Source organism: Rossellomorea vietnamensis, assembly GCF_001305855.1.
Taxonomy (GTDB): Bacteria; Bacillota; Bacilli; order Bacillales; family Bacillaceae_B; genus Rossellomorea; species Rossellomorea vietnamensis_A.
In genome coordinates, this window is record NZ_LIXZ01000008.1 from 50,549 (window position 1) to 65,516 (window position 14,968).

11 protein-coding genes are annotated in these 14,968 nt (G+C 42.7%); 2 read left to right on the top strand and 9 right to left on the bottom strand.

Annotation, left to right across the window (positions count from 1 at the left end):
- Positions 1–39: 39 nt before the first annotated feature.
- From AM506_RS11945 to AM506_RS11955, 3 genes are all read right to left on the bottom strand, one after another.
- Entirely contained in the window at positions 40–1,632 is a 1,593-nt protein-coding gene (locus AM506_RS11945; RefSeq protein ID WP_060672723.1) for an FAD-dependent oxidoreductase, read from the bottom strand.
- Entirely contained in the window at positions 1,619–3,280 is a 1,662-nt protein-coding gene (locus AM506_RS11950) for an alpha-glucuronidase family glycosyl hydrolase (RefSeq protein ID WP_160316873.1), read from the bottom strand. The genes AM506_RS11945 and AM506_RS11950 overlap by 14 nt, the downstream gene beginning before the upstream one ends.
- Positions 3,281–3,386: 106 nt before the next feature.
- A complete protein-coding gene (locus AM506_RS11955; RefSeq protein ID WP_060672725.1) occupies positions 3,387–4,280 on the bottom strand; it encodes a LysR family transcriptional regulator in 894 nt (297 codons plus the stop codon).
- A gap of 109 nt (positions 4,281–4,389) precedes the next feature.
- Here AM506_RS11955 and AM506_RS11960 point away from each other — a divergent pair, with 109 nt between their 5' ends.
- Both AM506_RS11960 and AM506_RS22120 read left to right on the top strand, forming a co-directional pair.
- Positions 4,390–5,136: an SDR family NAD(P)-dependent oxidoreductase gene (locus AM506_RS11960; protein WP_060672726.1), complete on the top strand. Its 747-nt coding sequence runs from the start codon at positions 4,390–4,392 to the stop codon at positions 5,134–5,136.
- Between the two features lie 120 nt (positions 5,137–5,256).
- Positions 5,257–5,487, top strand: coding sequence for an SDR family oxidoreductase (locus AM506_RS22120; protein ID WP_440480350.1), 231 nt, complete (start codon positions 5,257–5,259; stop codon positions 5,485–5,487).
- A gap of 191 nt (positions 5,488–5,678) precedes the next feature.
- On the opposite strand, the gene AM506_RS11965 is transcribed toward AM506_RS22120, so the two are convergent.
- The 6 genes from AM506_RS11965 to AM506_RS11990 form a co-directional block, all read right to left on the bottom strand.
- Positions 5,679–6,965 (bottom strand): glycoside hydrolase family 3 N-terminal domain-containing protein, encoded by a 1,287-nt coding sequence (locus AM506_RS11965; protein WP_060672727.1) that lies wholly within the window; start codon positions 6,963–6,965, stop codon positions 5,679–5,681.
- Positions 6,962–8,875 (bottom strand): TcaA NTF2-like domain-containing protein, encoded by a 1,914-nt coding sequence (locus AM506_RS11970; RefSeq protein ID WP_060672728.1) that lies wholly within the window; start codon positions 8,873–8,875, stop codon positions 6,962–6,964. The genes AM506_RS11965 and AM506_RS11970 overlap by 4 nt, the downstream gene beginning before the upstream one ends.
- Positions 8,876–8,989: 114 nt before the next feature.
- Positions 8,990–10,468, bottom strand: a complete 1,479-nt coding sequence (locus AM506_RS11975) for an Hsp70 family protein (protein WP_060672729.1) — start codon at positions 10,466–10,468, stop codon at positions 8,990–8,992.
- Complete coding sequence (gene grpE, locus AM506_RS11980) at positions 10,458–11,534, bottom strand: nucleotide exchange factor GrpE (RefSeq protein ID WP_060672730.1); 1,077 nt, start codon at positions 11,532–11,534, stop codon at positions 10,458–10,460. Before grpE ends, AM506_RS11975 begins: the two co-directional genes overlap by 11 nt.
- Positions 11,535–11,546: 12 nt before the next feature.
- Positions 11,547–13,136 carry an Hsp70 family protein gene (locus AM506_RS11985; RefSeq protein WP_060672731.1) on the bottom strand — a complete coding sequence of 530 codons (1,590 nt, stop codon included), beginning with the start codon at positions 13,134–13,136 and terminating at the stop codon, positions 11,547–11,549.
- 12 nt (positions 13,137–13,148) lie between these two features.
- Positions 13,149–14,672 carry an Hsp70 family protein gene (locus AM506_RS11990; RefSeq protein ID WP_060672732.1) on the bottom strand — a complete coding sequence of 508 codons (1,524 nt, stop codon included), beginning with the start codon at positions 14,670–14,672 and terminating at the stop codon, positions 13,149–13,151.
- Between the last annotated feature and the right edge of the window lie 296 nt (positions 14,673–14,968).

The following is a 14,968-nucleotide window of genomic DNA, read 5'->3' on the forward strand; positions in this document are numbered from 1 at the left end:
AAAACAACCCGGATGGTGCGTTTGTGCACCGATTCCGGGTTATTTTTTTCCGAACGTCTCCTTCATCCGTTTCACAGGATCATCTTCCATGGTAGAACCCCATTCCAAGACTTGTCCCGCGTTCAGCAGTTCTTCCTTCAACTTATCATAATCGACATCCTGAACAGGCCCAGCCCCGTGAAAGGCAAGGGACACAGCAGCCCCCACCGATTGCCCGATGATCATGAACACCGGTTCCATCCGGATGGAGCCATAGGCGATATGGGAACTGGACAAACAAACCGGTACAAGTAAATTCGTACATTCATCCGCTTTGGGACGGACAGAACGATACGAGACGGGATACGGTGAAATCGGAATTTCCACATCCCCTTCGTTCACACACTTTCCATCGATCACGACACGTCTGCAGTGATGGGAATCCATTTGATACGAAGCCAAGCCGATCGAATCTTCCACCTTAATTTGCCCAAGGCAGTTACGATCTGTCATGACATAGTCCGATACCATCCTTCTCGCCTCACGAATATACAACTGCGGCGGCCAATGACCTGTTTCCGGGAATTCATCCTCAGGCAAACCCCATTCACCCACTTCCTTCCGGATGGATTCAGGGACCCGCTCATCATGACTCAAGAAATAGAGCATGCCGAGGTCATAGTTGACATGCTCTTGAAAAATCCTTTCCCGTGTTTCATAACCGGCATCCGGCCACTCATGGTTCATTCCGATATAATCGGTGGAAACCGCTCCATGATTATTCAGATCAGACTTGCCGTTCGGCAGCATAATGTGCAGATTCATCGCATCCCACACCCCTGCTTGAATATACCTCAGCAACAGGGAATATTTCTCTGGATCATACGATGGAGGTTTTGGAAAGGGAGTCCGACGGTCTGGGTCGTTCGTTAAACAGATACGAAAGTTGTACGCTTGAATCCGGTGATCCCCCTGTCCATTATCCAACGTCCGTTCTTCCGGTTCCGTCACCCCGTGAAGCAGTCCGCTTTCCGGATCACCCTCTAGGACATACGGATCCACACGGACTTCAAACTTATGATGGGGTTCGCCAAACCGTACACCATTATAAGTTTCATTGTATGCGCCATTGCCTTCCCGGCCGACAGCATAGGACACATCCGCCCTTGCCATGATATCCCCTTCATAGCCGGCATCGACGAAATAACGGCCTTCAAACACCATCCCGTCTTCCATGATGATTCTCTTAATCTTCCTATCCTGCATCACGACTTTTTCCGGGTGCTGGTTCAGATAGACAGGAATCTCGTATTCTTTCAGCCAGTCAGTAAACACCGAACTCGCTGCTTTAGGCTCGAACATCCACTGTTCTTCTTTTCCATAGTACTCTCCAATCCTCTTATAAAACTCTCTGGACAGACCTCCAATTGCCTCCTTGGCCCCGAAGTCCGTTGCACCCAGACCACTTGCCGTCATCCCGCCTATATGACGGCCGAATTCAGCAATCGCCACTGTCAGGCCCATCTTTTTCGCCTGAATCGCACAGGTGATGCCTGCTGGAGTCGCGCCGTACACAATGAGATCACTTTTAGTTCTTTCATCCCTTTTTTCACTCTTCGCAGGCTTGAAATAATAGAGATTACTGTAGTCCATGCACGTCGCCCCCCTGCCCCTGCCACTCAAGCTTACACTTGCTGACGGATTCCTTTACATAATGGAAGTAAAACTGAAGCATCTCCTCAGGCGAAAAGGAAGCAAAGTTGTGTTTGGTTTGAAGGGCAAGCAACTCCTTCTTAACCGTCGGTGTCCGTTTTTCCAGAAAATCCAGCACTTCATCCAGGTAGGTGATGACCTTCTCCCTTTCCTCTACTCCATTGACCTTTTCAGGATCTACAACACGGGCCGGGAATAAAGGGACATTCCAGAACGTGTGAGCGGAAAGGATTCGTTCTAGATCGATCATGATGGAGCGATATAGCTCCTTCTCATTTCCAAAGGTTGAAAAATAAGAGTTTAACAGATCATCATAAGCCTTCCCCCAGCTCAATCCAGCGTACATATAATTATTGAGTTGCTGAATCCACTTCCAGGGATAGCCTGCCGTGATGTCTGAATCATAACGTTTGATATGACACGGTACGATCAAGTTCAGGATCCCATCCACGCCCTGCTTCTTGTAATCTTCCACGTCCTGTCTTATCCTGTTGAAAAGTGGCGGGAATAATTCACTTAGCATGAAATGATCGCTGTAATACTCAAGCACGGTAAAGGATCTACCCTTTTTCGCTGTTTCCGCTTTCCAATCCAGCAAGCTGTCCGCCGCCCTGCTCTGTTCTTCCCTTCCTGAATGGATGGAATGCGAGTAATCCCTCCCCCAATAGGCATATAGGACATCCACATCCTGTGAGATCTCCGTCCCTTCACTGCGTTCAAGCATATTCCACTCAAGTCCGGCGTTATAGACGATATGTTCAACCTCGACATTCAGGTCTTTTAATGCGGACTTCAACTTTTCCGTAAATGCGATGTACCCCGGCATGAATGCAGCATAATCGTCCTGATGAATCCCGACATCTTCCGGCCAGAGCGATACCCTTGTCACGACCGGTGATTCTGAACATATCTCAAAAATCCGCTTCGTGACGGTCTCCTGACTGACGGGATCCTTTAAAAAGTGATTCGCCTGATTTTTATTTTCGTTTAATAGGAAAGATAAGCTGTGTCCCCCAAGAGTCACATTCATACTCCGCTTCACGAGCTCCTCTTCAATATACTTCTTCACCTTATCCCATAGAAAGAAGGTGAAGAAGTATTCATTCAATCCATTCTTCGCTCCCCAATCGATCAGGCGGTTTATGTAAATCGGGTCATCGATGGTCTCGATGATGTTGCCGCGTCGGGAGAACAGGGGTTGTTGAATGCAAGTGGCCTCTTCTAATTGACGGTTTTCTTTTTTCTCATCAAAGTGAACCCACGAATACCCTAACTTCTTCTCACATACATAATACACGCCGTATAAAACCGATCGTTCTTCTTTGCCTATGACCCAAATTTCCTCATCTTTTTCATGAACCGCAAACCCATCTTCCCTTAAAGACAATGGGGTTTGAGAATAAGGGGATGATTGATATTGCTCCTCAAGCATCAAATAAATGGTTCCCGGGTGCTTATCACCGTCTGCTTCCATTCTCTGAACCTCTAACTCTATTCCACTATTCCTGTACAATCTCCGTAATTCCAGAGCGGCAAAACGAATGGTCGTGTGGTGGCTATCGTATGCGATGGTTTTCAGTAGAATCAACTCCTTATAAAGATTCCGTTCAATCCTTTACATGGATCTATCTTTAAACATATCGTTAACCAGCCGTCGTTAAAATGTCTTTAAAAGAAGCATCGGGACGCTTCCCCTACAACTCCCTCCTCACCCTCTTCACAAACTCCTTCACCCTCCGCGAAGGAACCTTATCCTTCCTCCTGATCCACGCCAGATGAAGTGGTTCACTCCCCACCCCTTCAATCTCCACCGGGATAATCGGTTGATTCGAATAAGGAGCACGGGTTCGGAATGAATAATCCATCCCAAGGGTCACCGCCACCCCGCTTTGAACTGCCCTCTTAATCGCCTCAGTATTATTCGTGGTAAAAAGAATATCGATGGGTCCAAATGGCGATAAGGTATCGTGGGCAAACCGTTTAATATAGTCATCGTTATACAGAACGAAAGTCTCCCCAACGAGTTGCTGTGGTGAGAGTTGGTCAAACGCTGCCAACGGTGAATGTTCGTGGACGCCCGCCACCATCTTCCCCTCCAGGAGCTCCTCTGCCATCAGTTCGTGATGTTGAACAGCGAACGTTTTCGAAGTTAAAATAAGCCCGATATCCAGCTCGTTATTCTCGACGCCCTCCACTATCTTCACCGGACCCATTTCATGTATTTCCACCTTCACGTTCGGGTAATCGGTTTTATACGCCGATACCATATCGATCAGAAGGTTGATGGGACCTGGGATCATACCGATTTTCAGTTCCCCCGTCAGGGTATCACAGCACCGGTTCGCTTCTTCCTTCAATTCGCCGATTGCCGCAAGTACTTTTTCCGCTTTCTCAATGATATTCTTACCCTCTGCCGTCAACGAAGTACCTTGTCGATTCCTCGTGAAAATCTGTACTCCCAGCTCCTGTTCCAGCTTGCTGATGGACTGACTCACGGCTGACGCGCTCATATGTAAATGTTCCGCTGCCTTCGTAAGCGCCCCTGCCCTCGCCACTTCTGCCACATGTTCCAACTGTTCAATGTTCAAGGTCCGTCCCTCCTTAAGTAACGCTTAACTAAATGTTAGTTTTATTAAATTATAATAAATTTATGTGAATGTTAAAATAAATTTAGATAAAAAGAAGGAGGAAATACACATGACAAAAAGAGTAGCGGTCATTACAGGGGGAGCAAGCGGGATTGGACGGGAAACCTGTCTGAAGTTTGCCCGTAAAGGGGACAGGGTTGTTGTCGCGGATTTCAATGAGGATTTGGGGAATGAAACGGTGGAAATGATCCGGTCGAATAACGGAGAAGCCATCTTCATCAAAACGGACGTGTCCAACCACGAAGACGTAACCAGCTTAGTAGAGAAAACCGTTGAAGAATACGGAAGAATCGATATCATGTTCAACAATGCCGGAATCGGGTCACCTACACCTGTACTCGATATGAACATGGATGCCTACCACAGGATCATCAATATCAACCAGCACGGCGTCGCATACGGCATTATCGCAGCGGCTAAGAAGATGAAGGAACTGAACATCAAAGGGGTCATCATCAACACAACTTCCGTATTCGGGGTCCTTGCATCACCGAACACATTTGCCTACCATGCTACAAAAGGAGCCGTCAACATGATGACCAAATCAGCGGCACTGGAACTGGCTCCATACGGAATCCGTGTCGTCGGCATTGCACCTGGAGTCGTGGACACCCCGATTATCCAAGGCTATAAAGACCACGGCATCATTGATTCCATGAAAGCGAAAGTAATGGGGAATAAACTCACCCAACCTGAGCAGCTGGCCAATGCGGTCTATCTTCTCTCATTGGAAGAAGCAGATGCGATTAATGGTAGTGTTGTAATGGCGGATGAAGGGTATGCTTCGTTTAAATAAGTAAGCACGTTGTATTAATATAAGCAAAATAACTGTCCAAAGACCTCAGAAGAGGTACTTTGGACGGTTTAATAACAATATAATCACCTTAGTTATCCTTAGATATATCGATTAATCACATTGATAGGTGTCAATGTTAACGCGATTGTTCCGGGTTATATAGCTACAGACATGAATACTGCTCTAATTAAAGACATAATCAGAAGTAAACAGATTCTTGATAGAATTCCAGCAGATCGCTGGGGTGAACCGGATAATTACAAGGGTACCGTGATCTACTTAGCTTCTGGAGCTCCGAATTATGTACATGGACAATTAGTGGCAGTTGATGGTGGGTGGCTTGGGAGATAGTTCAATGACTTGAGTTTCGAACCTTTTAAAAACATCCTATAGAATGGACACTGAAAAACGTGACCTTTCTATAGGATTCTTGAATAAATAAAAAATAGAGTGCGTAAAGATAAGTATAAATCTGTAGCCTTTAAAGGAAATGCGATACGAAGAAACGAGCATGCCTCTTGATATGGCTAGTAAACACCTTCTCAATCATTCGATAATAGTTTATGAATCAAAATCCCCCTTACGGCATCATCAATCCTCGCCTCCGATAATTCCTTCGATTCAACCGCTTCTAAAATACCATTGAAGACTGCCTCTTGGTTTGCCAGTGTATGGCAGACTAAAAGCAGATCTGCTCCCGATTGCACTGCTTTACTGCCTAAATCTTCATACGTGAAGTATTTATTCACCGCACCCATTTCAAGGTCATCCGTAACAACCAGTCCCTTAAATCCAAGCTGCTCTTTTAGTAAATCTTGAATGATCACTTTAGAAATACTGGCCGGATTATCTTTGTCATATGCCGGGTATTTAATATGAGTAACCATCACAAAGAACTGATCATTATCCACTTCTTTAATCATTTGTTTAAATGGATAAATATCACTGTTTTCCAAGTCCAACTTGTCTGCTTGCACAGATGAGGTTTCAACGTGTGGATCAACATTGCTCCGACCGTTTCCCGGAAAGTGCTTTAATGTTGCTGTAATACCTGAATCCACCATTCCTCTTACAACCTGACGACCAAAGGAATGAACTTTTTGGGGATCTTCCCCGAATGACCGGCTATCCGTTGATGATAAGTCTACTACCGGTGCGAAATTCAGATTGAAGCCCATAGATAACAATTCTTCACCTGTTCGTTTTGCGGTGTCATAGACCCCTCCAGCAAGACTGGTTTGCCCCAACTGCTGTTGAGACGGAATGGGTGACACTTGATCTCTCATCCGCACAATTTGTCCACCCTCTTGGTCAACACCCATAAGTAGAGGAAGCCCACTGGAATCCGTGGATAATTGCTGTAAGTCTTTATTCAATTTTGCAACTTGATCTTTCGTTTTCATATTTCGGTCAAATAGAATTACACCGCCGACGTGATACTCCTCGATCATTTTTGTGATATGGTCATCAATCGTCGGACTGTTAAATCCTACTATCATCGTTTGACCAACCTTTTCCCGAAGGGTCATTTTCGATAATATTTCATTCGCTTGTTGTTCAACGTTTTCCTCGCCCTTCAGTGTATCATTGATGTATTCCTTAGACTCTTGGTCTTGAACAATTTCGTCTACTTTCTGTCTTGTTGTTTCTTTACTAGCAGCGGTTGCGTTCTCCTGAGAGATCTGGAAGGTGTCACTTTCCACATTATTGGTGTTTTCTTGCCCTACTCCCGTATACAAGAGATATCCTAATAAGATTAGGATAAAAGTAGACAACGCTACAATAATTTGAACCATAAAAAGCTGTCTTTTTTTTCTGCTTAGTCTCATTGCTCTTCCACCCAGGAGTTTACTTTGGAAAGATCGGTGTTATCAAGGGTCCACCGATTATTTTCCTTCAAGAGGTCCCATGAGCCTGCCCATTCTTGAACTAACGTGGTTCCATCTTGATTATCATCATAAGAAGTCATTTCAATATATGCCCTGCCTTTATTGTCATCTATTTGCTGTACTTCAATATACGTTATTTCATCATACATATTTGCTTGAAGTCCTTTTTCCCAGCCCTTTTGAGTTACCTTTTTTTTCATTCCTGAAGAAAATTGATTATACCCAGTAGTGAAATCATCGCTGCTTATACTCCCATAGTGCAGACGGACAGCACTTTCTATAGCACCTCCATCATCCAATGTACCTCCTGGATTAGAATCTGTCCCTGTACGATAGACGGATGAGTCATCTGAGTAAAATGAGTCTCCAGAGGAGCTATCCTCTTCATAAGAGTAGTCTGTTGCTTCCCGAACAGTTTCAGAATACGTTTCTTCAGTGTATAACATCTTATTTACTGCTAAATTGTTGTTGCCTAGTACTTTTAAAATATAAGAACTGTCAAACCACTTTTCGGTCACTGACCCGTCATCGTAATAAATATAGTATTGTTCGGATGTTGAAATTTTGTAAGTTGAATGATCTACCTTTATATAATCGTCCAATTGAAAATCTACATTTTCCTCTGTAATCCCTTTACTCTCAAGATAATCAATATACTCTCTTTGTGTTTTATAGGCCTCTCCATTCGGATCAAGTAAATTCTCGACAATGGCAAAGTTACGGTCATTAACTGCCTGTATCGACTTATTATTATATTGATTCATGAAGCCATCCACTTGTTCTTTTGTAAAATTCGGGGCCGGCTTTTCCTGCTGAACCGGTTCTTCCGTTTCAGTTTGTTCATCCGCCTCTTCAGCAGTACTTGTATTTTCTGGTTCTTTAACTTCTTCCACTTGACTCGAAACTCCCGCTTCACTCGACACTTCCGCTTTCGTGGGTTCCGCTGCTCTTTCCTTTTCAGAATCTGTGAACTGCCCAATTATAAATAATAATGCCAGTACTGTTACAACACCCATGCCAAGCTTCTTGACGATTGAACCAAACTTTCTGTTCGGTTCTGCATATCTTGTTCTTTCTTCCTTCCCGTTGTCAGCCTTTTCTGTTTCTTCAACCTTCAATGTTCGTTTTTCTTTTTTTTCTTTAATATCTACTGGTGCCATAACCTTTTCAGTTGGCTTTGGCTTCTCTTTTTCTACCAATCCATGTTTTTGTTTTCCATGCTCTTCATTTTCTTTTCTTTGGTCTGTGGGTTTCGCATTCGCCAAGACCGACTCAAGTTCATTGATTGACGTAGGGTTTTTAATTGAAAGGATTTCAATGTCGCCTTCATCAATTCTTGCATACTCAGAGATAACGTCCACAAGTTGTTTAATATCTGATGATTGCCTATTATCCTGGGCAAGTCCCAGTGCTTTTAATTCCCCTGCCCCATACAACAAAACTTTGCCTTTCTGTGTTATCCAGATATTCTCAGGAGCAATCGCTCCATGAACAATCTTCTTGCTATGAAGATGCCTTACAGCATCTATTAATTGCCGAGTTTCATCAAGGGCCAGACTGCCTGCTTCCGTTAACAGCTTTCCTTCTTTAAAGTCGCCCAGGGAATAAACTTGAGACTCACTTATCATGGAGATACTCGTAACGCGCGGAAGATTTTTGTAATTGGTAATCGTAAGTTGATACTCTTCATAGGTTTCGTACCATGTACTATGGGTCAGCCCATTTTTATTGTGAGAGTAATCAGCAAGCCTCAGGAGAAAGTGCTCATTATTTTGTTTAACTACATAGACAGATATGGCATTATCAGTCGAGGAAAGTTTCTTTACTATGTCAAAACCTTCTATTTTCACTGCAACCACCCTTTCAATTTTTTATCGCAGTAAAACACATGAATTAACCACGGAGCAGATCAACTTTCTTCCCCGTGGCAGTTTTGTGTATATCAATCGTTCTGAAACACATATTTATGTTAATTTCACATTTTCCACTTTGCGAATATTGCTTTCCTTTTGAACGATGGTGACTGAAACGGATTGTTGTTGGTTTATTCTGAAGGTAATATGAATATCCAACTCTCCAGCTGGACATTTTCTTAGACCGGCTATATGGATCCGTCCGATTCGTTTGTTATTTTTAATAAACTTAGACGAGCCTTGATATAAATCAATATCAAGTTCTTCACAGTTGTCCGCATTGGTAGTAAACACACTTGTTGCCTCACATGGTGTTCTTCGATTGCTTGGAATTAAAGCACTGAACCGGCCATCACTCAGGCCGACCCCTAAGGCGTGAGCTGTCGCTGTTTTGATCTCTATTTCCTTCGACCAGCCGATTCTTTCATCTAAGAAGGCTGCATAGACGCTTGCTCCTTGAGCGACACATAGGTCAGGATCAATATTGCCATATGTTTTTGCATTCCCGATTTTCTGCGAAAGAAGTTCATCAATTTTTGGAATCCTGCTTGATCCCCCTACTTTTACAACCCGGTCAATATCCTTTTTGGAAAGTGTGGATTTTTCGATAACTGTATCAATGATCATATCCATCTTGGCAAAATAACTCTCAATGCAGTCCTCGAATTCGGAACGTTCAACCTCAAGTTCGATATGCTGACCAGGAAGGATATTGGGTTTGATGATATCTGTAAATTCTTCATATGACAGAATTTCCTTCGTTTCCTTTGCTGCTTCCATTAATAAAGCGTTTGCTTTGATTTCGTCTTCACGCGAAATGCCTGAAAAGTTCAATCCGGACTTTTCTTTGATTAACTCTGCAAGAGCCTTATCAAAATCAAGACCACCTAAACGGTCGTCACCACCAGTTGCAATGACTTCGAAAGTCAATTTTTCATTACTGTTTGTGAATCGAAAAATGGTCAAATCGAATGTCCCTCCACCTAAGTCAAACACCATAATGATTTCATCATTTAATGTTTCCTCTTCATGGATACCGTAGGCAAGGGCTGCTGCAACAGGTTCTTGTATAATTCCCAGAACATTGAGCCCTGCCATCGATGCAGCCTCCGATGTGTTTGTACATTGAAGTGCTGTGAAATAGTAAGGAACCGTTACGACCACACCAGTGGGGTCAAACCCTGGTGTGGTTTTTTCAGCATATTCATAGATATCTCTTAAGATCATGGAAGAGATTTCAATAGGCGTATACTCTTTATCACCCAAGAGAATCTTCTGTGTCCCCTCATCCATCATGCGCTTTACTCCGAGAATCGCATTTTCCGGGTCAATAAGAGCACGCTTTAATGCCTGGTTTCCAACCAAGGGCTTTTCTTGTCGTTCATCAAAATAAACAACAGAAGGAAGGGTATAATCCCCACCCTTTGTTTGGTAAACCTTTGGCCCTTTTTCCGTCCATCTTGCAATCGCGGAATAGGTAGTCCCTAAATCAATTCCCAATGTGGGCTTCTTTTCGTTATCAAACCTCATCTTCTATCCCTCTTTGCTCAGCAGCTTGTTTGTTTCTGACTACAATGACTTGGGCCGGTCTAATATCAAAGGCCGACTTTTCAAATGTTAGACCGTACCTTACAACTTCCTTAATTTGTTCGTCCTTGAATTCTTGATCTTCCACTACACCGATAGGTTCATGCTTTTCCTCATTGAAGGGATCACCAATATCAGGTTGGAAGTACTCTATTGAGAATGCATCGAATAGTCTCTTGATTTCTTTCATTAAGGTTGGATAGATTTCAAGCCATTCAGCTACTTTACTCGTATCCACAGAGTCCTCAGCATTTAAATGTTCAAGTAATTCTTTTCCATACTTATCACCACTGTAAAGACCATCCAGCACAGGAGCGACACCCTTTTCAATGAAAGACAGAAATCGTTTCTCCGCTGACTGGATATCTTCTTCAAGCTGATCCAGTATTTGTATATTATTATCGATGGCTTCGTTCAGAAGAAAAACATTGGCTTGGTACTCCCCTCCCTCCTGAACAATGGAGAAGTCCTGATTATCATTAGAATCGGATGAACCTTCACTTTCTCCTTTTACCAAAGAAGCTTCTGTTTCAGATGGTGAAGCTTCTCCCACTTCTACATCCACCGGTTCTTCAGAAGTCATGTCTGATTCACTTAGTTGGGGCTGCTTGAATTCATCTATTGATTCAATCTGCGTTTCTTCACTAATGACGCTAGTGGAAGACAACCTTTCCTTTATCGCCTCATCAGTTATGAACTCCGCCGTTTCCGTTTCCAAAGGCTTATCAGGATTAAGCCTACGCAATAGCCTACTGGAGCTTTTGACTGATAGGCGGATGCCATCTCTACGATTCTCCAACTTTTCTTTCATATCTTCCCCGAACTCTTCTCCAACGACTGACTCCTCATATTTCTGTTCAAAAAAGGACATCAGATTGGTCACATCACCTTCAAGCTCTTTGAAACATGTCTTCCAATGATTCATTTGATCTGTTTTTTTTCGAAATTGAACCTGAGTATCCCCAAATCGTTTTAAGGTCTTCCTGTACTCTTCATTAGAAACTGTCATGATTTCAAACTCCTAATCTCTTTTAATCGTGATTTCACTTGAAATGCTTTCGTCACCATCCAGCCTTGCCGAAACTATGACTTCATTTTGCTGGTTGACTGTAAAATTTACATGAATACGATGCTTGCCTTTAGGAGCAGGCGGAATTCCTGTTAAGAAAAATTCGCCGATACAAACGCTTTTTTCATCACAAACACTCTCAACAAGCTCTGGTGTTTGGAAGACTGTAATACGCATCTCTGTCATATTGTCTTCAGGAGTGCTATAGATCTTTTCACTTGAAACGACAGGCTGATCTTTCGTCAATTCTATTCCTTTTTCAATTATCTGGTTGAATCGTCCACCGCGAATTTCAATCCCTAGATGATGCGTCACAATATTGTTCATCTCAATCTCAGTATTCAATTGGTCTTCACTATCCGACTCATTGGTTTCTTCCAATTTGTCCGTTGGCACACCGAGGCTTGCTCCGAATACAGCCGCTCCCTGTGATACAACGGTGTCCGGATCGATATTGGAATATGGCTCTTTATTTAAAATCTCCTTGATTTTCGAACTAACTAGAGGAATCCGTGATGATCCTCCTACTAAAATGACACGCGAAATATCATTGGTTGTCAGCTTTGCGTTTTCAAGGGCTTTTTTCATCGTATGCATTGTTTGATCGATAAGAGGTTCAATCACTGCTTCGAAATCATCACGCGTCAATTCATATTCGACGTTGTGAATATTTCCGAACTCATCTTTAATGAGATTGGATATCTCAATAGCAGCAAAGTCTACTTCGGATAATTCTTTTTTAGCTTGCTCACATGCCTCTTGAAGTTGCTGCTGAGCAGTCAGCAAATCGGTTGCTGACACCCCTTGATCTGCCACAAGATCAAAAATATCAATCTTACTTTTTTCCTTAAAGTCATCATTTACAAGTTTCATAATGGCCTGGTCAATGTCATATCCTCCAAGCTGGGGATCCCCTTCTTTTGCCAGTATGGAAAATTCCGCCTGAGAATCTTCGGAAACACTATCAACCTTTAAAATAGAGACGTCGAACGTTCCGCCTCCAAGATCATAGACCATAATCGTCTGGTTTCGGCCGACTTCCATTCCATAGGCAATCGCGGCCGCCACAGGCTCTTCAAGTAAATATGTAACATTTAAACCAGCCAATTCAGCAGCTTCTCTAGTGGCACGCTTCTTGTTATCATCAAAGTTTGCCGGAACACATATGACAGAGTAAACAGGCGTTCCTTTTAAGTCGATTTCTTCCTGATTGATCACATATTCTCGGAGCTTAGATAAAATCTCAGCTGAAATATCCTGAGGACGATATACCTCACCGAAGAATTCACGACTCCATTCTGTCCCCATTTCACGCTTAATAAAGGATACAGTGTTCTCAGGATCGATTAAAATCCTGCTTTTTGCCGTTTCTCCCACTTGGATATTATCTTCTGAACGGAAACTAACAACAGAGGGAAGGGTATGCTCCTTTCCCAGCTTGATCATAAAAGGCTTGCCTTTACGGTAAATAGATACAGCCGAGTTCGATGTACCAAGGTCTATTCCAAGAATATAGGGACTATTTTTTTCTGTGATTGCCATAACTGATTCCTCCTACTTATTCGTATCAATAACAACTTTTTCAGTCTTTAATTCACCGCTCCGAATCATAGATTCTATTAATGGAATATTCATTTCACCCTCATCCTCGAAAGAACGGACGATTTGGGACTCCCTTTTAACTTCTGCACTAGAGAAGGTTAAAATTCCACTTTGGTCCAGTTCAAATAGCGCTACAGCACAAGAAGGGCTTGCCTGCGGTCTCTTGACTTTCAGTCTTAATTCACCAATCTTCGACTCATCCGACGGAACGGTTGATTCAGTACGAAATACTTGAAAACGAATCTCCCTTTGGAATGGATGGATGGTATAGCCAATTTCTCCCCCGGTACAAGGAAGCTTTGTATTTTTCTTGATTAAATGATAGACCCTGAACACATCGGTCTGCATATCCACCATTCCAATCCCGATGGAATGTGAGGTTACTTCCTCCACTTCAATCGGTACCGGCGTTGAATCAAGGTCTGGCGCAGAAAGGTTAGCCGCCATGATCGCTGCACCCTGTGCAACAATCTCATCAATGTTGTCCGCTATAAAAGGCTGCTTGATTTGCTTCGCAACCATTTCCTGTACCGCCCTCATTCTGGTAGAACCGCCGACAAGAATCACACGGCTAATATCATTCTTCGTTAAGCCGGCTTCTTTCAGCACTTCCTGCATTTTATCAATGGTACGTTTCAGCAATGGTTCTGTAAGACTGTTAAAGGTTTGAATATCTATTTCTTCATCTAAATGGGACCCAAAAATATCAGGAATGATAATGTCGGCATAGTCGCTTTCAGACAACTCCTTTTTCAGTTCTTCTACAGCCTCTTTCAACTGTTGAACCGATGTCGAACCGACGCTGCTTTTTCTCACCTTTCCAGATACCTTCATCTTACTCATTAAATACTCTGCAATAGCATCGTCAAAGTCATCTCCACCGAGCATGCTGTCACCATCAACAGCTACAACCCGGAAATGATTGTTTTCAACTCTAAGGATGGAAACGTCAAAAGTTCCGCCTCCAAGATCATAGACCATAATCGTTTGATTGCGTTCTTTATCCAAGCCATAAGCAATGGCTGCTGCAGTTGGTTCTGACAAGAGACGCAATACATTTAATCCAGCTAATTGACCAGCTTTTCTTGTTGCCTCCCGTTGTTCATCCGTGAAATAAGCAGGAATGGTAATAACCGCATCTTTCACTTCTTCCCCTATGTACTTACTTGCTTCAACCCTGATCTTCTCAAGGATATTCCTTGCTACATCAACAGGGGTTACATTCGTATTTTGAACGTTATACACCTTGTCTTTGCTTCCAATGAATCGTTTGGAAGATGCAATACTATTATTCGGATCAATATAAAGTCTTGCCTTTGCTGAATTCCCAACCAATAGTTGCCCATCGCTCTTACAGGAAATGACCGACGGCATTGTTTTCCGTCCATCTATTGGAATCGTTTCAACCTTTCCTTTACGATAAACCGCTACCGAGGAGTTACTTGTCCCTAGATCAATACCAATTGCTACACTCATACTTTTCTCCTTATCAGAGTCAGTCATTAACATTTTTAAATAGCCAGATTCTTTTTAATGACGACTTTATATTTTTGTTTAAATATTTCAGATACACACTCCCTATTACCCGGTTTTTTTCCTGATTTATATCGACAAATTTCTTTGATGCTGAAGCATTATTTGGAATTAATATGCTAATACATTGTGGCATATGTAGGGACCGTTGTGATAAATAATAAAAAAGATCGGAAGCCTTTTTTAATGTCTCATTATAAGTGTTATCGTCACCTATTATAATACAAATTTCCTATTAA